Genomic DNA, 19,919 nt, shown 5'->3' with positions numbered 1-19,919 from the left:
ATCAAGACTTGACTTATGCACAAAATGCTCGCTGCATCGCGACAAAAGCCGCCACTCCCGTGGATGGCCCCATCATTCGTTATAACTTACTGATTAAAAATAAGAATTAGCCTGTTCACATGCGAAGTATTTTGCCGGGCTGAACCTCGGCTAGTGATTCAGCCGTCTGCGGCCTGCAGGTTTTCAACATAGTTATCCACAGGTTTGCCCCGAACCATGAAAGCGTCTATGAATCCTCGGTTTATGGCGAATTCTGAGGTTTTACTTTAAGTCTTGCCCGTGCCTCCAGACCTGTTCGCGCGTGTCGCGCTCGACACGCCGTTGACCACGCTGTTCGACTACCGCGTCCAATATACGGGGCACGGCGAGCCGCCCATCGTCCCCGGCCAACTGGTGCAGGTGCCGTTCGGACGCCGCCAGGTGGTTGGCGTGGTATGGGAGATGACGCAGCGCAGCGAAGTACCGTCGCAAAAAATCAGATCCCTGGAAATCGCATGGCGGGAGCTGCCGCCTTTGCCGGCGGACTGGCGCGCGCTCATGGAATTCGCCGCACGCTACTACCAGCGTGCGCTGGGCGAGGTCGCCCTGCCCGCGTTGCCGACCCATTTGCGCAGCGCTGCACGATGGCCGCGCCTGCTGGCCGAACGCGGCGCCCGGCATTTTCGGCTCGACCCGCGCGGCGAGTCGGCGCTGCTGGCGAGTCTGCCGGCTCGCGCCAAAGCCCGGCGCCGGCTGGCTGAAGGACTTTGCGCCGCCGGCACGCTCGATGCAGACGAAGCCCGCGCCCTGTGCGCACAAGCGCCGGAACTGCTGCATCAGTGGGCCGCGCAGGGCTGGGTAATCGTCGAAAACGCCGACGCCGACGCCGACGCGCCGCTCGAAGTAGCCGCCGCGCCGCGCCTGACCAGCGAGCAGCAAGCCGCCTTCGAGGCGATCGATGCGGCGCTGCGCCGGACAGGCGCGGCACCGGCGCCGTTCCTGCTGCACGGCGTGACCGGCAGCGGCAAGACCGAGGTCTATCTGCATGCGGTCGCGGCGGCGCTCTCGCAGCGCGGCGCTCAGGTGTTGGTACTGGTCCCGGAAATCAATCTCACTCCACAGCTGGAGCAGGTATTTCGCCGGCGCTTTCCCCAGGAGACCCTCGCCACGCTGCACAGCGGCCTGGCCGAGGGCGAGCGCGCCCGCCACTGGCTCGCCGCCCATCGTGGGCAGGCCCGCATCGTGCTGGGCACGCGACTGGCAGTCCTGGCCTCGCTGCCGCACTTGCGCCTGGTCGTAGTCGACGAGGAGCACGATCCGTCCTACAAACAACAGGAGAGCCTGCGTTACTCCGCTCGCGACCTGGCGGTATGGCGTGCGCACCAGCGCGGCATACCGATCGTGCTGGGCTCGGCCACGCCGTCGCTGGACAGTTGGCGCCGGGCCCAGCAGGGCCGCTATCAGTTGCTCACACTGCGCGAGCGGGCCTCGCCGGAGGCCGCGCTGCCCGCCGTGCGGCTGATCGATCTGCAGCGCGAGAGCCAGGCGCAGCGCGCCCTCGAGGACGGCTTGGCCCAGCCGCTGCTGGGCGCGATCGCCGAACGGCTCGCACGCGGCCAGCAAAGCCTGCTGTTTCTGAACCGGCGCGGCTACGCGCCGGTGCTGGCCTGCGATGCCTGCGGCTGGATCAGCGGTTGCCCGCGCTGCAGCGCGCATCTGGTGCTGCACAAAAGCGAACGGCGCCTGCGCTGCCACCATTGCGGCCTCGAGGCGGCCATTCCGCGCGCTTGCCCGGATTGCGGCAATCTCGATCTGGCGCCGCTCGGGCGCGGCACGCAACGCATCGAGGAGACGCTCGTGCGACGCTTTCCGCAGGCCCGTATCGCTCGCATCGACGCCGACAGTACCCGCCGCAAAGGCAGCGCGCAGGCGTTGTTCGACGAGGTACATGCCGGCGAGATCGACATCCTGGTGGGCACGCAGATGGTGGCCAAGGGGCACGATTTTCGAAATGTCACGCTGGTGGGCGTGGTCAACGCCGACGCCGCGCTGTTTTCGCATGACTTTCGTGCTGGCGAACGCCTGTTCTCGCAATTGATGCAGGTCAGCGGTCGCGCCGGCCGCGCCGGACAGCCGGGCGAAGTGCTGATCCAGACGCGCTACGCCGATCACCCGCTGTACGCCGCGCTCTTGCGGCACGACTACGCGGGGTTCGCCGCGGGCCAGCTGGCCGAGCGCGAACAGGCCGGCCTGCCACCCTTCACACATCAGGCATTGCTGCGTGCCGAAGCACGTGCGCTGGCCGTCGCACTGGAGTTTCTGCAGACGGCCCGCGAGCTGGGACAGACGCCGGCGCTCGCGGCAACGCAGGTCACGCTCTACGATCCGGTACCGATGACGCTGGTGCGCGTGGCCAACAGCGAGCGCGCGCAATTGCTGGTCGAGAGCCCGTCGCGCCCCGCCCTGCAGCAGTTCCTGAGCGCCTGGATCCCTTGTCTCAGGCAGACCAAAACGGCGGCTCGCTGGTATCTGGAAGTCGACCCGCTCGACATCTGAGGTGCCTCGATCGACCGGACATACTCCCGGTCGCCTGGCGCAACCCGGAAGCTCGACCACGTTGCACCGCAAAAGGTACAACCCATCCAAAAATGCGGTTGCACCCCACTCTAAAGCACGGTACGATTCGACCAGTTCCCACTCACCCCATAATCCGGCTGCCGATCGGCAGCCAGGGATTTCGCAGGTGCTCCTCATGGCAAATACCACGCTCGGCGTCAAGGTTGACGAAAACTTGCGCGGCCGGCTCAAGGCCGCCGCACAGCTCATCGAACGCACTCCGCACTGGCTGATCAAGCAAGCCATCTTCGCTTATCTGGAAAAGATCGAGAGCGGTACGCTGCCGCCGGAGCTGCAGTCGGCGCGACCCGGTAGCACCGAGGTCGTCGATTCGTCGACGCCGGACGACGAGAGCGTGGTGCAGCCATTTCTCGAGTTCGCGCAAAACGTGCAACCGCAATCGGTGCTGCGCGCGGCCATCACAGCCGCGTACCGGCGCCCGGAACCCGAGTGCGTGCCGGTGCTGATCGGCCAGGCCAAGTTGCCCGCCGCGCTCGCCGATACGACCCAGGCGCTCGCACGCAAGCTGGTCGAGGCCTTGCGCGGCAAGCGTACCGGCGGCGGCGTGGAAGGCCTGATCCACGAGTTCTCGCTCTCGAGCCAGGAAGGCGTGGCGCTGATGTGCCTGGCCGAAGCGCTGCTGCGCATCCCCGACAAGGCGACGCGCGATGCGCTGATCCGCGACAAGATCAGCAAGGGCGATTGGCAATCCCATATGGGGCATTCGCCGTCGATGTTCGTCAATGCCGCGACCTGGGGCCTGATGATCACCGGCAAACTGGTCACCACGACCAGCGAAGCCAGCCTCTCGACGGCGCTCACCCGCATGATCGGCAAGGGCGGCGAGCCGCTGATCCGCAAGGGCGTCGACATGGCGATGCGTCTCATGGGCGAGCAGTTCGTCACCGGCGAGACCATCTCCGAAGCGCTCGCCAACAGCCGCAAGTTCGAGGCGCAGGGCTTTCGCTACTCCTATGACATGCTGGGCGAGGCGGCCACCACCGAAGAAGACGCGCAGCGCTACTACGCATCCTACGAGCAAGCCATTCAGGCAATCGGCAAGGCCTCGGCCGGCCGGGGCATCTATGAGGGTCCCGGCATCTCGATCAAGCTCTCGGCACTGCACCCGCGTTACTCCCGCGCCCAGCAAGACCGCGTGATGGCCGAGCTGCTGCCGCGCGTGCAGGCGCTGGCCCGGCTGGCCCGCCAGTTCGACATCGGCCTGAACATCGATGCCGAAGAGGCCGACCGTCTCGAAATTTCGCTCGACCTGCTCGAGGCATTGTGTTTCGATCCGGAGCTGGCCGGCTGGAACGGCATCGGCTTCGTCATTCAGGCTTATCAGAAACGCGCGCCGTTCGTGATCGATTACGTGATCGACCTGGCGCGCCGCAGCCGCCATCGCCTGATGGTGCGGCTGGTCAAGGGCGCGTACTGGGACACCGAAATCAAGCGCGCCCAGGTCGAGGGCCTGGAAGGCTACCCCGTCTACACGCGCAAGATCTACACCGACGTCTCCTATCTGGCCTGCGCCAAGAAGCTGTTGAGCGTGCCAGACGCGGTCTATCCGCAATTCGCCACGCACAACGCCCACACGCTGTCGGCCATTTACCATCTTGCCGGGCAAAACTATTATCCCGGCCAGTATGAATTCCAGTGCCTGCACGGCATGGGCGAGCCGCTCTATGAAGAAGTGGTCGGTCCGGTGGCCAACGGCAAGCTGAACCGGCCATGCCGCATCTACGCGCCGGTCGGCACCCACGAAACGCTGCTGGCGTACCTGGTGCGCCGCCTGCTCGAAAACGGCGCCAACACGTCGTTCGTCAACCGTATCGCGGACAAGTCCGTCAGCCTTGACGAGCTGGTCGCCAATCCTGTTGTCGAAGCGGAAAAGATTTCACCGCTGGGGGCTCCGCACAGCAAGATTCCGTTGCCGCGCGATCTCTACGGCCGCGAGCGACCCAACTCGGCCGGCATCGACCTGTCCAACGAGCATCGCCTGGCATCGCTCTCGTCGGCGCTGCTGGCCAGTGCCGGTACCGCGTGGCGCGCCGCGCCGTTGCTGGCCGACGGCGAACGCACGGAGGGCATCGTGCGCGAAGTGCGCAATCCGGCCGATCTGCGCGACGTGGTCGGTCAGGTGATCGATGCCGTGGCCGCCGATGTCGATGCGGCGCTGGCCCAGGCGGTCGCCACCGCGCCCATCTGGCAAGCCACCCCCGTGGCCGAACGCGCCGAATGCCTGCTGCGTGCGGCCGACCTGCTCGAAGCCCACATGCCGACGCTGATGGGCCTGGTAATTCGCGAAGCGGGCAAATCGCTGCCGAACGCGGTCGCCGAAGTGCGCGAAGCGGTCGATTTCCTGCGCTATTACGCCGCACAGATCGGGCGCGGATTCTCCAACGACCTGCATCGCCCGCTCGGGCCGGTAGTCTGCATCAGCCCGTGGAACTTCCCGCTGGCGATTTTCACCGGCCAGGTGGCCGCCGCGCTGGCCGCCGGCAATCCGGTGCTGGCCAAACCCGCCGAACAGACCTCACTGATCGCCGCTGAAGCCGTGCGCCTGCTGCATGCGGCCGGCGTGCCGGCCGGCGCGGTGCAACTGCTGCCCGGCAACGGCGAAACGGTAGGCGCCGCGCTGGTCGCCGACCCCCGCACCAAGGCGGTGATGTTCACCGGCTCGACGGAAGTGGCGCGCCTCATCGCGCGCACCCTGGCCGACCGGCTCGATGCCAACGGCCGCCCGATCCCGCTGATCGCCGAGACGGGCGGGCAAAATGCCATGATCGTCGATTCCTCGGCCCTGCCCGAACAGGTCGTCTATGACGTGCTCGCCTCGGCGTTCGACTCGGCCGGCCAGCGCTGTTCCGCGTTGCGCGTGCTGTGCCTGCAGGACGATATCGCCGAGCGTACGCTGCACATGCTCAAGGGCGCGATGCAGGAGCTCACGATCGGCAACCCGGATCATCTGTCGGTCGACGTCGGCCCGGTCATCGATGCCGAAGCCCAGGCCAATATCGAGCGCCATATCGAGGCGATGCGCGCCAAGGGTTTCAAGGTTCACCAGTTGCCGTTGCCCGAGCGCTGCCGGCGCGGCACCTTCGTGCCGCCAACCCTGATCGAAATCGACAGCCTGACATCGTTGCAGCGCGAAGTGTTCGGTCCGGTCCTGCACGTGGTGCGCTACGCGCGCGCCGAACTGAATCAGTTGCTCGACGACATCAACGGCACGGGCTATGGCCTGACGTTCGGCGTCCACACGCGCATCGACGAGACCATTGCTTACGTGACCGAGCGCGCCAAGGTCGGCAATATCTACGTTAATCGCAACGTCATCGGCGCGGTGGTCGGCGTGCAGCCGTTCGGCGGCGAGGGCCTCTCAGGCACCGGCCCCAAGGCTGGCGGCCCACTCTACCTGCCCCGCCTGCTGGCGACCTGCCCGGCGTCGTTACCGCCGGAACTCACGCGCAACGAGCCGGCGCTGGCGCCGTTGGCCGAGTATCGCGAGTGGCTCGCCGCGCAAGGTGCGAAGGATGCGGTCGAGCGTTGCGAACGCTATCTGGCGACCTCGCCACTCGACGCCACCGCCGTACTGCCCGGCCCGACCGGCGAGCGCAACACCTACGGACTGGAGCCGCGCGGACAAGTCCTGTGCGTGGCCAGCTCGCCACTGGGCGCGCAGACCCAGCTGGCGGCCGTGCTGGCAACCGGCAACCGCGCGATCTTCACCGCGCGGCCGGCAGCCAAGGCACTGGTCGACACCTTGCCGAAGGCATTCAAGGCGCGCGTTACCGTGCTGCCCGACGACGCCGATGCGGGCGCTGTGGCCGAACTCGCGGCCGTGTTGTTCGAGGGCGACAGCGATGAGCTGCGCGACCTCAGTCGCACGGTCGCGCAGCGCAGCGGACCGATCCTGTCGGTGCAGGGCCTGGCGCCCGAGGCCTTGGCCGCAGGGGAAGACTATCTGCTCGAACGGCTGCTCACCGAGCGTTCGGTGAGTGTGAACACGGCGGCGGCCGGCGGCAATGCCAGCCTGATGACGATCGGCTGAATATCTTCTTGCACTCAGGACACGCGGGCGGTCTCTCATTGGGGGCCGCCCGCGTGCCGTTTTGCAAGCCCGGTCGCCCAATGGCCGCGCCGACACGGCGTATGATTCGCATTCAGTACCGGGCCGCTGTCAGCCGATCAGGCAGCGTCGACGTTATATTGCGCTCGGCGAGTTGCGCCGGTACACGAATCGAGCAAGGAGAAGTCGATGTCACGCAAGCGCATTCGGTGCGCCTCTATTGCCGTCGCCAGCCTGCTGGCGCTTGGCGCCGCATGGCCGGCACTCGCGCAAACGCAAGAGGTAAAACTGGGTTTTGCCGCCCCGCTGTCGGGCCCGCAGGCCCGCGACGGCAAGGACATGGAGGATGGCATCCTGCTGGCTATCGACCAGGTCAACGCAAGCAAGCCGGTGATCGGCGGCCAGCCGGTCAAGTTCGTGCTCGACGCGGCTGACGACAAAGGCGACCCGCGCCGTGCGGTGATCGTCGCGCAGCGTCTGGTCGACGATGACATTCAAGGCATGCTGGGCCATCTCAACGCCGAGACAACGATTCTGGCATCGCGCATTTACGCCGCCGCGGGCATTCCGGAAATTTCCATGACCACCGCGCCAGCCTATACCGAACAAGGTTTCAACTCGACCTTCCGCATGCAGACCACCGACACGCAGCAGGGATCGGTGCTCGGACGATTCGTCGTCAAGCAGCTTCGCTTCAAGCGCATTGCGATTGTCGATGACCAAAGCGCTTATGGGCGCGCCCTGGCCGACGAATTCGAGAAAGCGGCCAAAGGCGCCGGCGCCCGCATCGTGCGGCGCGACGCACTCAACCCCAAGGCCAGCGACTATCGTGCGATGCTCGGGCGCATCAAGCGCGAGCGGGTCAATGCCATTTTCTATGGCGGCGCCGAGGCGCCGGCCGCCCTGCTGGCCAAGCAGATGCGCGAACTCGGCGTTGACGCGCCGCTGGTCGCTGGCGAGGCGCTCAAGTCCGATTCGTTTTTGCAGATCGCCGGCAAAGCCGCCAATGGCACAATCGCCTCCATGGCCGGCATGCCGCTGGACCGCATGCCGGGCGGAGCGGACTTCGAACGCCGCTATCGCAAGCGATTCGGCGCGGCGCCCGGCATCTATGCGCCCTACGCCTACGACGGCGCGATGGCCATGATGGGCGCCATGAAACGCGCCAATTCCACCGCGCCCGCCAGGTTTCTGCCGGCTCTTGCCGCCACCCAAATGCCGGGCGTGACGGCGCGCACCATAGCCTACGGCCCGCACGGCAACCTGAAATACGGCAGCATCACCGTGTACAAGGCAGTCGGCGGCCGATGGCAAATGCTGAATACGGCGGTCGAAAGATAAACAGCCCGCGCGAACTCGCCGGGGTTACCGCGTCAGGACCGAGGCCGGCCGTGTGTGCCGGCCTCCTTTTTCGCGCGACTGGCGCGATGCCGCAGGTTCAGTCGGCGTCTTTCAGATATCCGGTACGGGACGGATCGGCCATGCGCGCGGACACGATCAGGGATATCGCGCACAGGCCGGTCACGTACCAAAAGAACATTTCCTCGTAACCCTGCGCTTTCAGGCCCAGCGCAACATACTCGGCCGTGCCGCCGAAAATCGCGTTGGCAATCGCGTACGACAGGCCCACACCCAGCGCACGCACTTCCGGGGGAAACATTTCCGACTTGATCAGGCCGCTGATGGAGGTGTAAAAGCTGACGATCGTGAGCGCCGCCATCACCAGCACGAAAGCCAGATAAGGATTGGTGACTTCCCTGAGGGCATGCAGGATCGGCACGGTGCACAGCGTGCCGAGCGCGCCGAACCAAATCATCGAAGTGCGGCGCCCGATACGATCGGACAAAGCCCCGAATAGCGGCTGCAACAACATATACACCAGCAATGCCCCCGTCATCACCGCGCTGGCTGCCGGCACGCTCATGCCAGCCGTGTTGACCAGGTATTTCTGCATGTAAGTGGTGAAGGTATAGAAGGCCAGCGACCCGCCGGCGGTGAAGCCAATGACGGTCAATACCGCCCGCTTGTGCTTGAGCAACCCGCTGAGGGTGCCGGCATCCTCGCGCGCACGCGTCTGGGCCGATGTGGTCTCATCGAGCGAGCGGCGCAGATACAGTGCGACGATCGCCATCGCAGCGCCAATCACGAATGGGATCCGCCAGCCCCATGCCCGCAGTTCCTCGGTGGAGAGCAGGAATTGCAGAATCACCAGCACCAGCAGCGCCAGCAATTGGCCGCCGATCAGCGTGACGTACTGGAACGACGCGAAAAAGCCGCGCCGCCCCTTGAGCGCCACTTCACTCATGTAGGTGGCGCTGGTGCCGTATTCGCCGCCGACCGACAGCCCCTGGAACAGGCGCGCCACCAGCAGCAACGCCGGCGCCGCCGCACCGATGGTCGCGTAGGTCGGCAAGCAGGCAATGACCAGCGATCCGGTGCACATCATGATCACCGAGACCAGCATGGCCGTGCGGCGGCCATGCCTGTCCGCCAGTCGACCGAAAAACCAGCCGCCGATCGGCCGCACCAGGAACCCCGCCGCGAACACGCCGGCGGTATTCATCAGCTGCGTGGTGGGATTGCCGCTCGGAAAAAAGGCATGGGCAAAGTAAATCGCGCAGAACGCATAGATATAAAAATCGAACCATTCGACCAGATTGCCCGACGAGGCCCCGACGATAGCAAAAATGCGCCGGCGCTGGTCGGCGGCGGGAGAAATCCTGTCTTCCCTCATCATCTCCATGACGACTCCTGATGCGTGGCCGAACGATGCGTCGCAAGCGACGGGGCAGGCCGCTGCAAAGCGCCAAGGCGCGCGGCGGAGCGAATCGTGATCAGCGGGCGCGACACATTCGGCAAGCGCGCAGGCGGCGCGTCATTGACGGCGCCGGCAGTCGGTGGCGTGGGAAATTTCATCGAGCACTCCTTTCAAGCGGCGGTGCACACCGGCCGCATCGCGCAACCGGGGGCAAACGAAGGGACAGGCGCCGTCAAAGGACGGGCCCATGCGGGGCTACAAGGGGGCGGTACGGAAACTACGGGGAGCGCATCGACAGAAGCACTCGCACATGGTTCAACAGAGAAAACACATCAAGCCGCGGCGGAACGATCTGTCGCAGTCCAGACGCCAGGCAGCGATGCCGACCATTCTAGCGCAGTCATCCGTCGAGTCACACTACGATAGTTCGCAGAACGACTCATTTTGTCGTCACAGCCGGCCGGCCATTCCCGGCGGGCAACGGCGTGGCCAGCGCGTCGCCCGCGCCGGCATGTCATGCCGGCCGCGATCCACGGCGCGCCCGGAGACGGTAACATACGGTCGGTCCCGCGCCACCCGACCCGACTGTTGCCACCGGAGCCCCAATGCGCCGCATGATCCCGAGTACCCTGTCGCTGATTGCCTTCGAGGCAGCCGCACGCCATCAGAGCTTCTCGCGTGCGGCCGAGGAACTGTGCCACACGCAAAGCGCCATCGGCCGACAGATTGCCGCCCTCGAGGCGATGGTCGGTCTGAAGCTGTTTCATCGCGCCAAGCGCCGGGTGACGCTGACCGAGGCCGGCCACGCCTATTGGCAGCAGGTGCGCGCCTACCTGGGCAATCTCGAGGCCGACACGCTCGATCTGATCGCCCGCCAGGGCAAAGGCGGCAAGATCGAACTGGCGGTGCTGCCGACGTTCGCCACGCAATGGCTGATTCCGCGCCTGGCAAGCTTTACCGGGACCCATCCCGACGTGGTGATCAACCTGGCCACGCGCACCCGGCCTTTCCTGTTCGAGGACACCGGTTTCGACGCGGCCATCCATTTCGGCGACCCGGTCTGGCCGGGTGCGCGAGTCGAGTATCTGTTCGGCGAAGAAGTGGTGCCGGTCTGCAGTCCGGCACTGCTCGCGGTCCGGCCGGCAGGGTATTTCGCCCGGCACCCGGCCCGGCTGGCCGAACTGGCGCTGCTGCACCAGTCGACCCGTCTCGACGCGTGGCGCGACTGGTTTCGCGCGCATACCGGCGCGCTTGAGGCCGAAACCCGCAATATGCGCACCGGCCACCAGTTCGAATTGTTCAGCATGCTGGTGCAGGCCGCCATCTGCGGCATGGGCGTGGCGCTCGTGCCGCGCTTTCTGGTGCAGAACGAACTGGATCAGGGCCGCCTGCTCGTGCCGGTCGAACCGGGCCTGCGCGGCACCAAGGCGTACTACCTGGTATTTCCCGAAAATCGTGCCGATGCGCCGCTGCTGCTTGCGTTTCGCGACTGGCTGCAACGCGAGACGCTCGCCTATCGGGCGCAAGCCGACGGCTGGCCAGCGCAAACACCTGCGCCGGCCAAGCGGCGCGCGCGCCGCGCCGTGACCGTCACGCCTGCCGCTGCGCCTGGGCGCGCAACGCGCTCAGCGTCGTCGCGGGCGTAATCGCCTCCGCGGGCAACCGCAACTCCAGCACCGCCGGCAGTCCCGACGCCAATGCCCGTTCGAAGGCCGGCAGGAACTGCGCGGTGTCCTCGACGATCTCCCCGAACGCGCCAAATGAGCGCGCATACGCGGCAAAATCCGGATTGGTCAGCGCGGTGCCGTGCACCCGCGCCGGGTAGTGCCGCTCCTGGTGCATGCGAATCGTGCCGTATTGGCCGTTGTTGATGACCAGCACGATGATCGCCAGACCGTACTGCATCGCCGTGGCCAGCTCATTACCGCTCATCAGAAAGCAGCCGTCGCCGGCCAGCGCCACCACGGTGCGCTCGCGCTGCGCCGCCTTGGCAGCCAGCGCGGCGGGCACGCCGTAGCCCATCGCGCCCGAAGTCGGCGCCAGTTGCGATTTGAAGTGGCGATACTGGAAGAAGCGGTGCAGCCAGATCGCATAATTGCCCGCACCGTTGGTAATCACCGCGTCGGCTGGCAGGCGAGCCTGCAACTGCTTCATGATGTCACCCAATTGCAGCGGCCCGGGGATCGGCTGCGGCGTGTTCCAGGCGACATATTCGGCGTGCGCCTCGGCGGTTGCGGCCCGCCAGCGCGGCACGGCTGCCGGGCCATCGAGCCCGGCCAGCGCCGCGGCCATTTCCGGCATGCCGGCGTTAATCGGCAAGTCGGCGGCGTACACACGCCCCAATTCCTCGGCCCCGCTGTGGACATGAACCAGGGTCTGGCGTGGGCGTGGAATCTCAAAAAGGGAATAATTACTGGTGGTTGCCTCGCCCAGACGCGGGCCGATCGCGAGAATCAGGTCGGCGTCCTTGACGCGCCTGGCCAGCGCCGGGTTGATGCCGAGACCGACGTCGCCCGCATACTGCGGGTGCGTGTTGTCGAACAGGTCCTGGAAGCGGAAAGCACAAGTGACCGGCAGATCCCAGCGCTCGGCGAATTGCCGCACGTCGGCGCACGCCTGAGCGTTCCAGCCGCTGCCGCCGAGGATCGCCAGCGGACGCTGGGCACCCTCCAGCATGGCGCGCAGGCGCGCCATCTGCGCCGGCGCGGGTGCCGCGGCCACGCGCTGATACTCGGGGGCGGCCGGCATTGCCTGACACGGCTCGCTGAGCATATCCTCGGGCAGCGCCAGCACGACAGGCCCGGGCCGGCCCGACACCGCGACGTGGAACGCGTGCGACAGATACTCGGGCACCCGGCGAGCATCGTCGATCTGCGCGACCCATTTGGCCATCTGGCCGAACATGCGCCGGTAGTCGATCTCCTGAAATGCTTCGCGATCCAAACAATCACGCGCGACCTGACCGATCAGCAGAATCATCGGCGTGGAGTCCTGATACGCGGTGTGCACCCCGATCGACGCGTGCGCGGCACCCGGGCCACGAGTGACCATCACGATGCCCGGCCGGCCGGTGAGTTTGCCGGAGGCTTCAGCCATATTGGCCGCCGCGGCCTCGTGGCGGCACACCACGAGTTCGATGCGCTCGCGCACGTCGTACAGTGCGTCGAGCACCGCCAGATAGCTCTCGCCGGGCACGCAGAAAACGCGCTCGACGCCTTGCGTCACCAGCGCCTCGACCAGCAGGCGCGCCCCCGTGGTGAATTCAGTCGATGGGGTCGAAGACATAGATTCCTTTCAGGACAGAAAAACCGCGGCGCCCGGCCCTCAGATGTCGAACCGCACGCCCTGGGCCAGCGGCAGCTCGGTGCTGAAATTGATCGTATTGGTGGCGCGGCGCATGTAACCCTTCCAGGCGTCCGAGCCGGATTCGCGCCCGCCGCCGGTCTCTTTCTCGCCGCCGAAGGCCCCGCCGATTTCCGCGCCACTGGTGCCGATGTTGACGTTGGCGATCCCGCAGTCACTGCCCTGCGGCGACATGAAACGCTCGGCCTCGCGCATGTCGTTGGTGAAAACCGCCGACGAGAGCCCTTGCGGAACGTCGTTGTGCAGATGCAGCGCTTGCGCGTAGTCGTCGTACGACAAGACGTAGAGGATCGGGGCGAATGTCTCATGCCGCATGACGTCGGTCTGGGCGGGCATGCGCACCAGCGCCGGTCTTACGTAGTAAGCATCCTCTCCGAGGTCATTGGCCACGCGCTCGCCGCCAAAGACCTCGCCGCCCTGTTCGCGCGCCTGCGCCAGTGCCTGCTGCATGTGTTCGAACGCGGCCCGGTCGATGAGCGGACCGACCAGCGTATCGCTTGCCAGCGGATCGCCGATCTTGACCGAGCCATAGATCTTCCTGAGCCGCTCGCACAGCGTGTCGGTCAGCGAACGGTGCACGATCAGGCGCCGCAGGCTGGTGCAGCGCTGCCCGGCGGTGCCGACCGCGGCAAAGGTGATGGCGCGCAATGCCAGGTCCAGATCGGCGCTCGGCGTGACGATCATCGCATTGTTGCCGCCCAACTCGAGAATGCTGCGTCCCAGGCGCTGCGCGACCCGTTGCGCGACCGCGCGGCCCATGCGGGTGCTGCCGGTGGCGCTGACCACCGGCACGCGCGGCGAGGCCGCCAGCGTATCGCCCGCCTCGGCCCCACCCAGCACGACCTGATGCAGCCCCGTGGGCACGACGCCGGGGCGCGCCGCCTCGAAGCGAGCGATCGCCTGCCGCAGCAGCGCGTCGCACGCCAGCGCCGTCAGCGGCGTTTTTTCGGAGGGCTTCCAGACCACGGCGTCGCCGCACACAAACGCCAGCGCGCTGTTCCAAGACCACACGGCGACCGGGAAATTGAATGCTGAAATCACGCCGCACACACCCAGCGGATGCCACGTCTCCATCATCCGGTGGCCGGGCCGCTCCGAGGCGATGGTCAAGCCGTGCAATTGGCGTGACAGGCCGACCGCGAAGTCGCAGATATCGATCATTTCCTGCACTTCGCCCAACCCTTCCGAGAGGATCTTCCCGGCCTCCAGCGTCACCAGTTGTCCCAGTGCGGTCTTGTGCTCGCGCAGCACCTGGCCGAGCAGGCGCACCAATTCGCCGCGCACTGGTGCCGGTACGACGCGCCAGCGCTCGAACGCTTGGTGAGCCAGCGCGATCTTGCGCTCGACATTCGCAGCGTCGTCGGCACGCAACACGGCGAGCCGGGCGCCGTCGCGCGGCGAGCGCACCGGCAGGTCGGGTCCTTCGAGAGCGGCGATGTCGACGCCAAGGGATTGCAGCAATGCGGCCGGGTTCATGGAGATTCCTCATGCGGCGACGCGAACGCGCCGTCAGTGTCAAGTCGATGAGCGTTAGCGTAGCGCTGCGCGAGGCTGCGGCGCAAACGCTTTTTATGCGGCAGTTGGTGCGCTATTCGCACAAACTGCCGTGCCCATCGAGGGTAACGCCAATTCAGCGATGCGCCTGGAAATCGCTGAAACGCATGTCCGGCGCGCTGGTATTGTGCCGCGATGGCACCGAACGGCCAAAGCGCACGTCGGTCGCCCGCAGCGTCGTCACCGCCGGCAGCGGCTCGACCCGGCGCACGCCGTTGCGCCCGTCGCGCCACCGCACTTCGCTGACGTCGGCATTGTGCGGCGCCACATACATCGAGCGCAGCATCGCGAAGGGCCCGCCCCCCTCGCTACCGGGGGAAAGGGTGAAGCGCAGTGCAGTGCGCGTCGAATCGATCTGCTCGAGCGCCGCCACCGCACGGCCACCATGAACGAAATTCAGCACCAGCGACAGCGGCGCCGGGGTAATGTCGATCGAGGCGATATCGACAACCGGCCGCCCCTCGTTGCGGATCGGCCCCACCAGGAACGACGAGCCGTAACCGCTGTCGCGCAGTCCGGGCGCAGGCAGCGGCTTGATCCGCCAGTAGCCGTCGGCCGGATAAAGGACCATCGCCTCGACGAAGCGGCCATGCGTCTTTCGAAAAATCTGGATCAGATGAAAGCCGGTGTCGGCGCGTCCGGCAACCCGTACGGGCACCCGGGCCGGTCGCCAGAACGACGGCAAGGTGATGCCGACGATGCGCGTGCGGCGACCCTGGTAGAGGACCTTGTGACGGGGCGTGAAGGTGTAGTGCGGGTCGGCGGCGTTGCCACGCCCGCTGAAGTCACACCCGGTGAAGTCCGGTGCGAAATGATTGTCCCGTATCGTGCCGACATAGGCTGGCTGCAGGGCTTCGACGCGAAATTGCTCGACGCCCGGTGCACTCAGTGTGAACGTCACGTTGTCTTCTTCGGCGCAGCGGGTAGGCCGGGTGTCGTTTGCCACCGTCACGGCCACCGGCGCGGCCATTGCCGCGAGCGGAGCCAGCAACGCGCCCGCAAGCGCAATACGCGCCAATATGCCGGCTCCCGCCACCAAGGCCACGCGCGCCGGGCTCAGCATTCGACGATGTTGACCGCCAGCCCGCCGCGCGCCGTTTCCTTGTATTTGGTTTTCATGTCCGCGCCGGTCTCGCGCATGGTCTTGATGACCGAGTCGAGCGAAACATAGTGCTGGCCGTCGCCACGCAATGCCATGCGAGCCGCGTTGACGGCCTTGATCGAGGCCATCGCGTTGCGCTCGATACAGGGAATCTGCACCAGGCCGCCGACCGGGTCGCAGGTGAGTCCGAGATTGTGTTCCATGCCGATTTCGGCCGCATTTTCCACTTGGCTCGCGCTGCCCCCGAGTACTGCGGTCAACGCCCCCGCCGCCATCGAGCACGCGACACCGACCTCGCCCTGACAGCCTACTTCGGCGCCCGATATCGATGCATTGAGCTTGTACAGGATGCCGATTGCGCCGGCAGTCAACAGAAAATCGAGAATCCCTTGCTCGCTGGAGCCCGGCACAAAGCGGTCGTAGTAGTGCATGACCGCCGGGATGATGCCGGCCGCGCCGTTGGTCGGGGCCGTCACGACACGGCCGCCGGCGGCGTTTTCTTCATTGACCGCGATCGCGTAGAGATTGACCCAGTCCATCACCGACAGCGGATCTGACAAGGTACGCTCGGCGCGCTGTGTCAGGTGGTGATACAGCTCCGGGGCACGGCGCCGCACATGCAGGGGCCCGGGCAGCTCGCCGTCGGCATCGGTGTTGCCAATGCCGCAGCCGCGCGCCACGCACGACTGCATGATCGTCCAGATACGCAGCAGGCCGGCTCGAATGTCCTCGTCCGAGCGCCACACGCGTTCGTTGTCCCACATCAGGCCGGCGATGCTCTTGCCGGTCTGCTCGCACATCGCCAGCATCTCCTTGCCGGTGCGGAACGGGCGCGGTAATTGTTCGTGCGCGCTGAGCACCTGCGTGTTGGCCGCTCCCGCGGTAACCACGAAGCCGCCGCCGACCGAAAGATAACGGCCTTCGCGCAAAGTGGCGCCGGCGGCGTCGAGCGCGTGAAATTTCATGCCGTTGGGATGTTCGGCCATCGCTTCGCGGCGATAGAAGACGATGTGCTCCTTTTCAATGAACGGCACGGGATGCTTGCCGAGCAGCGCCAGCGAACGCTCGGCGCGCATTTGCGCGAGCTTGCCGGCGATACCGGCCGGCTCGACCGTGTCGGGCGCCTCGCCCATCAGCCCCAGGATCACGCCCTTATCGGTGCCGTGCCCCTTGCCGGTGGCGCCCAGCGAGCCATACAGCTCGGCGCGCACGCTCGCGGTCTGCGCCAGCAGGCCGTCGCGCTCGAGCCCTTGCGCGAACATCAGCGCCGCGCGCATGGGTCCGACGGTATGGGAACTGGACGGCCCGATGCCGATTTTGAAGAGATCGAAAACAGAAACCGCCATGCATCAGCCTCCTTGTTAGTGCGAACGGCATGTGAGCGCTCACATGCGGCTGCAACTATCGGTTCGATGCCGTCGATGTGACGGCCGTTCCATCTTTTTTTGTCATGCCGCACACATGCTGTTGTGCAGCGCGCCATGCGGCGCGCTGCCTCCCGCTGCTACTGGTACTCGCCAATCGGCACGCAGGCGCAGAACAGGTTACGATCGCCGTACACGTTGTCGGCACGGCCCACCGGCGGCCAGTACTTGCGCTCGCGCAGGCTGGCGACCGGATAAGCTGCCTGGCTGCGCGCATAGGCATGCGGCCATTCGTCGGCGGTCACCACGGCGGCGGTATGCGGCGCGTGCTTGAGCGGATTGTCCTCGCGGTCGGCGCGGCCTTCCTCGACGGCGCGAATCTCCTCGCGAATGGTCACCATCGCTTCGATGAAGCGATCGAGCTCGGCCTTCGATTCCGATTCGGTCGGCTCGATCATCAAGGTGCCCGGTACCGGGAAGCTCATGGTCGGCGCGTGGAAGCCGAAATCCATCAGCCGCTTGGCGACGTCGTCGACCGAGATGCCGCTGGTCTCCTTGAGCGGGCGCAGGTCGAGAATGCACTCGTGCGCAACCAGTCCGCCCGGCCCGCTGTACAGCACCGGGTAGTGCGGCGCGAGCTTCCTGGCCAGGTAATTGGCGTTGAGAATCGCGTTCTCGGTGGCCGCGCTCAGTCCTTGCGCACCCATCATCGCGATATACATCCACGAAATCGGCAGAATCGACGCCGAGCCATACGGCGCACCGGACACCGCGCCGATGCCTTGCTCGCCGCGCAGGTAGCCGGTCGAGGCCTGATTCGGCAGGAACGGCGCGAGGTGCGCGCCGACCGCCACCGGCCCGACGCCGGGGCCGCCACCGCCGTGCGGAATGCAGAAGGTCTTGTGCAGGTTCAGGTGAGAGACGTCGCCGCCGAACTGGCCGGGCGCGCACAGCCCCACCATCGCGTTCATGTTGGCGCCGTCGACATAGACCTGCCCGCCGTTGGCGTGCACGATGTCGCAGATCTCGCGCACGCCCTGCTCGAACACGCCGTGCGTCGACGGATAGGTGATCATGATCGCGGCCAGGCGATCGCGATGCTGCTCCGCCTTGGCTTTGAGGTCGGCCAGATCGACGTTGCCCTGCGTGTCGCAGGCCACCACCACGACCTGCATGCCCGCCATTTGCGCCGAGGCCGGATTGGTGCCGTGAGCGGACGCGGGAATCAGGCAGACATTGCGATGCGCTTGCCCGCGCGATGCGTGGTAGGCCTGGATGACCAGCAAACCGGCGTACTCGCCCTGCGAGCCGGCATTGGGCTGCAGCGACACGGCCGCGTAGCCGGTCGCCGCCACCAGCATCTGTTCGAGTTGCGCGATCATCTCGCGGTACCCGGCGGTTTGATCGGCCGGCGCAAACGGGTGGATGTGCGCGAATTCGGGCCACGTCACCGGCAGCATTTCGCTGGTCGCGTTGAGCTTCATCGTGCACGAGCCGAGCGGAATCATCGTGCGGTCAAGCGCCAGGTCCTTATCGGCCAGGCTGCGCAGATAGCGCAGCATTTCGTGCTCGGAGTGATAGCGGTTGAATACCGGATGCGTGAGATAAGCGCTATGCCGCGCCAGATCCGCCGGATAGGCATTGCCCGCGTTCGCCTCGAGCGCGTCGAAATCCGGCTGCGCGGCGCTCACGCCTGCCGCGCCGGCGAGCACCGACCACAGCGCGACGACATCGTCGCGCGTGCTGGTTTCGTCCAGCGAAATGCCGACATGCGCGGCATCGATTGCGCGCAGATTGATCCCCCGGGCCGCGGCCGCCGCGTGCGCCGCCGCCGCATTGCCGCGCACCGGCACGGTCAGCGTATCGAAGAAGGTCGTGTTGACCGGCGCCAACCCCATTTGCGCGAGGCCGGCTGCCAGCACCGCAGTCAGGCGATGCACACGCTCGGCAATGATGCGCAAACCTTGCGGCCCATGATAAGCCGCATACATGCTGGACATGATCGCCAGCAGTGCCTGCGCCGTGCAGATGTTCGAGGTCGCCTTTTCGCGGCGGATATGCTGCTCGCGGGTTTGCAGCGCCAGGCGCAGCGCCGGCTTGCCCTGGCTGTCGACCGTGACGCCGACCAGGCGGCCCGGCATCGAGCGCTTGAGCTCGTCGCGCACTGCCATGTATGCGGCATGCGGGCCGCCGAAGCCCATCGGCACGCCAAAGCGCTGGCTGTTGCCAACCGCCACGTCCGCGCCCCATTCGCCCGGCGGCGCGAGCAGCGTCAGTGCCAGCAGGTCGGCCGCGGCGATCACGCCGCCGCCTTGGGCATGCACCGCGTCGGCAAGTGCGCGGTAATCGCGCACGTCGCCGTTGACCCCGGGATATTGCAGCAGCACGCCGAACGCCTGCGCGCCGGCGGCCGCCTCGGCCGGCCCGACCACCACCTCGATATCGAGCGGACGGGCACGGGTGCGCACCACCTCGATGGTCTGCGGCAGCACGTCGTCAGCCACGAAAAAGATATTCGACCTGGATTTTCCGGTGCGTTTGAGCAGCGTCATCGCCTCGGCCGCGGCGGTCGCTTCGTCGAGCATCGAGGCATTGGCAATCGCCAGTCCGGTCAGGTCGATCACCATCTGCTGGAAATTCAGCAGCGCCTCGAGCCGGCCCTGGGAAATTTCGGGTTGATAAGGCGTGTAGGCCGTATACCAGGCCGGATTTTCCAGCACGTTGCGCAGAATCACGCCGGGCGTGAAAGTGCCGTAGTAGCCTTGGCCAATGAACGATTTGCAGACCTTGTTCCTGCTGGCCAGCGCGCGCAGCCGCGCCAGTGCCTCCTGTTCGGTTTGCGGCTCGGCCGGCAACCCGGCGGCGGTCAACGCGGCTGCCAGCGACTGCGCTTCGGTACGGCGGATCGAGGCGGGAACGACGGCGTCGATCAGGGCGTCGCGCGAGGCATACCCGAGTTCGGCCAGCATGGCGCGTTGTTCGCCGGTGTCGGCGCCGATATGGCGTGCGGCGAAATTGTCGCGCTGCTCGAGCTCGGCGAGCGCACGGCGGGTCATAGGCAGGTCAGTCAAAGCGTTCATGGTCAACAATCTCTTGGTGTCTTGGCGGGCCCGC

At 66.3% G+C, this 19,919-nt stretch carries 11 protein-coding genes; 4 read left to right on the top strand and 7 right to left on the bottom strand.

From position 1 onward, the window contains the following. Nucleotides 1-279 precede the first annotated feature (279 nt). The 3 genes from EPN80_RS18515 to EPN80_RS18505 all read left to right on the top strand — a co-directional run bounded on the left by EPN80_RS18515 (nucleotide 280) and on the right by EPN80_RS18505 (nucleotide 8,005). Nucleotides 280-2,535, top strand: coding sequence for a primosomal protein N' (locus EPN80_RS18515; RefSeq protein ID WP_293030761.1), 2,256 nt, complete (start codon nucleotides 280-282; stop codon nucleotides 2,533-2,535). 196 nt (nucleotides 2,536-2,731) lie between these two features. Further along, nucleotides 2,732-6,646, top strand: a complete 3,915-nt coding sequence (gene putA, locus EPN80_RS18510; protein ID WP_293030758.1) for a trifunctional transcriptional regulator/proline dehydrogenase/L-glutamate gamma-semialdehyde dehydrogenase — start codon at nucleotides 2,732-2,734, stop codon at nucleotides 6,644-6,646. Nucleotides 6,647-6,853: 207 nt separating this feature from the next. After that, nucleotides 6,854-8,005 (top strand): branched-chain amino acid ABC transporter substrate-binding protein, encoded by a 1,152-nt coding sequence (locus tag EPN80_RS18505; RefSeq protein WP_293030755.1) that lies wholly within the window; start codon nucleotides 6,854-6,856, stop codon nucleotides 8,003-8,005. Nucleotides 8,006-8,102: 97 nt separating this feature from the next. Here the strand turns inward: EPN80_RS18505 and EPN80_RS18500 are convergent, their stop codons facing one another. Next, nucleotides 8,103-9,407: an MFS family transporter gene (locus tag EPN80_RS18500; RefSeq protein ID WP_293030752.1), complete on the bottom strand. Its 1,305-nt coding sequence runs from the start codon at nucleotides 9,405-9,407 to the stop codon at nucleotides 8,103-8,105. Then, nucleotides 9,398-9,580, bottom strand: a complete 183-nt coding sequence (locus EPN80_RS18495) for a hypothetical protein (RefSeq protein WP_293030749.1) — start codon at nucleotides 9,578-9,580, stop codon at nucleotides 9,398-9,400. The genes EPN80_RS18500 and EPN80_RS18495 overlap by 10 nt, the downstream gene beginning before the upstream one ends. 447 nt (nucleotides 9,581-10,027) lie before the next feature. Between EPN80_RS18495 and EPN80_RS18490 the strand changes: the two genes are divergently transcribed. Further along, nucleotides 10,028-11,068 (top strand): LysR substrate-binding domain-containing protein, encoded by a 1,041-nt coding sequence (locus EPN80_RS18490; protein ID WP_293030746.1) that lies wholly within the window; start codon nucleotides 10,028-10,030, stop codon nucleotides 11,066-11,068. Here EPN80_RS18490 and EPN80_RS18485 read toward each other — a convergent pair. The 5 genes from EPN80_RS18485 to gcvP all read right to left on the bottom strand — a co-directional run bounded on the left by EPN80_RS18485 (nucleotide 11,013) and on the right by gcvP (nucleotide 19,885). Next, nucleotides 11,013-12,707 carry a thiamine pyrophosphate-binding protein gene (locus tag EPN80_RS18485; RefSeq protein WP_293030743.1) on the bottom strand — a complete coding sequence of 565 codons (1,695 nt, stop codon included), beginning with the start codon at nucleotides 12,705-12,707 and terminating at the stop codon, nucleotides 11,013-11,015. The two genes, EPN80_RS18490 and EPN80_RS18485, sit on opposite strands and share 56 nt — an antisense overlap. 39 nt (nucleotides 12,708-12,746) lie before the next feature. After that, nucleotides 12,747-14,261 carry an aldehyde dehydrogenase family protein gene (locus EPN80_RS18480; RefSeq protein ID WP_293030740.1) on the bottom strand — a complete coding sequence of 505 codons (1,515 nt, stop codon included), beginning with the start codon at nucleotides 14,259-14,261 and terminating at the stop codon, nucleotides 12,747-12,749. 154 nt (nucleotides 14,262-14,415) lie between these two features. Then, nucleotides 14,416-15,402, bottom strand: coding sequence for a hypothetical protein (locus EPN80_RS18475; RefSeq protein ID WP_293030738.1), 987 nt, complete (start codon nucleotides 15,400-15,402; stop codon nucleotides 14,416-14,418). After that, on the bottom strand, nucleotides 15,396-16,787 hold the full coding sequence (locus EPN80_RS18470; protein ID WP_293030736.1) for an L-serine ammonia-lyase: 1,392 nt from the start codon (nucleotides 16,785-16,787) through the stop codon (nucleotides 15,396-15,398). Before EPN80_RS18470 ends, EPN80_RS18475 begins: the two co-directional genes overlap by 7 nt. 158 nt (nucleotides 16,788-16,945) lie before the next feature. Further along, nucleotides 16,946-19,885, bottom strand: a complete 2,940-nt coding sequence (gene gcvP / locus EPN80_RS18465; RefSeq protein ID WP_293030734.1) for an aminomethyl-transferring glycine dehydrogenase — start codon at nucleotides 19,883-19,885, stop codon at nucleotides 16,946-16,948. Nucleotides 19,886-19,919 lie beyond the last annotated feature (34 nt).

The organism is Pandoraea sp. (genome assembly GCF_004297875.1).
GTDB lineage: Bacteria > Pseudomonadota > Gammaproteobacteria > Burkholderiales > Burkholderiaceae > Pandoraea.
This window is presented reverse-complemented; position numbering and strand designations above follow the sequence as displayed.

Bases quoted from the DNA above. Each gene is read 5' to 3' on its own strand.
- EPN80_RS18500 (WP_293030752.1), bottom strand. From the start codon at position 9,407: ATGGAGATGATGAGGGAAGACAGGATTTCTCCCGCCGCCGACCAGCGC.
- EPN80_RS18485 (WP_293030743.1), bottom strand. From the start codon at position 12,707: ATGTCTTCGACCCCATCGACTGAATTCACCACGGGGGCGCGCCTGCTG.
- EPN80_RS18475 (WP_293030738.1), bottom strand. From the start codon at position 15,402: ATGCTGAGCCCGGCGCGCGTGGCCTTGGTGGCGGGAGCCGGCATATTG.
- EPN80_RS18495 (WP_293030749.1), bottom strand. From the start codon at position 9,580: ATGAAATTTCCCACGCCACCGACTGCCGGCGCCGTCAATGACGCGCCG.
- gcvP (WP_293030734.1), bottom strand. From the start codon at position 19,885: ATGAACGCTTTGACTGACCTGCCTATGACCCGCCGTGCGCTCGCCGAG.
- EPN80_RS18470 (WP_293030736.1), bottom strand. From the start codon at position 16,787: ATGGCGGTTTCTGTTTTCGATCTCTTCAAAATCGGCATCGGGCCGTCC.
- putA (WP_293030758.1), top strand. From the start codon at position 2,732: ATGGCAAATACCACGCTCGGCGTCAAGGTTGACGAAAACTTGCGCGGC.
- EPN80_RS18480 (WP_293030740.1), bottom strand. From the start codon at position 14,261: ATGAACCCGGCCGCATTGCTGCAATCCCTTGGCGTCGACATCGCCGCT.
- EPN80_RS18490 (WP_293030746.1), top strand. From the start codon at position 10,028: ATGCGCCGCATGATCCCGAGTACCCTGTCGCTGATTGCCTTCGAGGCA.
- EPN80_RS18505 (WP_293030755.1), top strand. From the start codon at position 6,854: ATGTCACGCAAGCGCATTCGGTGCGCCTCTATTGCCGTCGCCAGCCTG.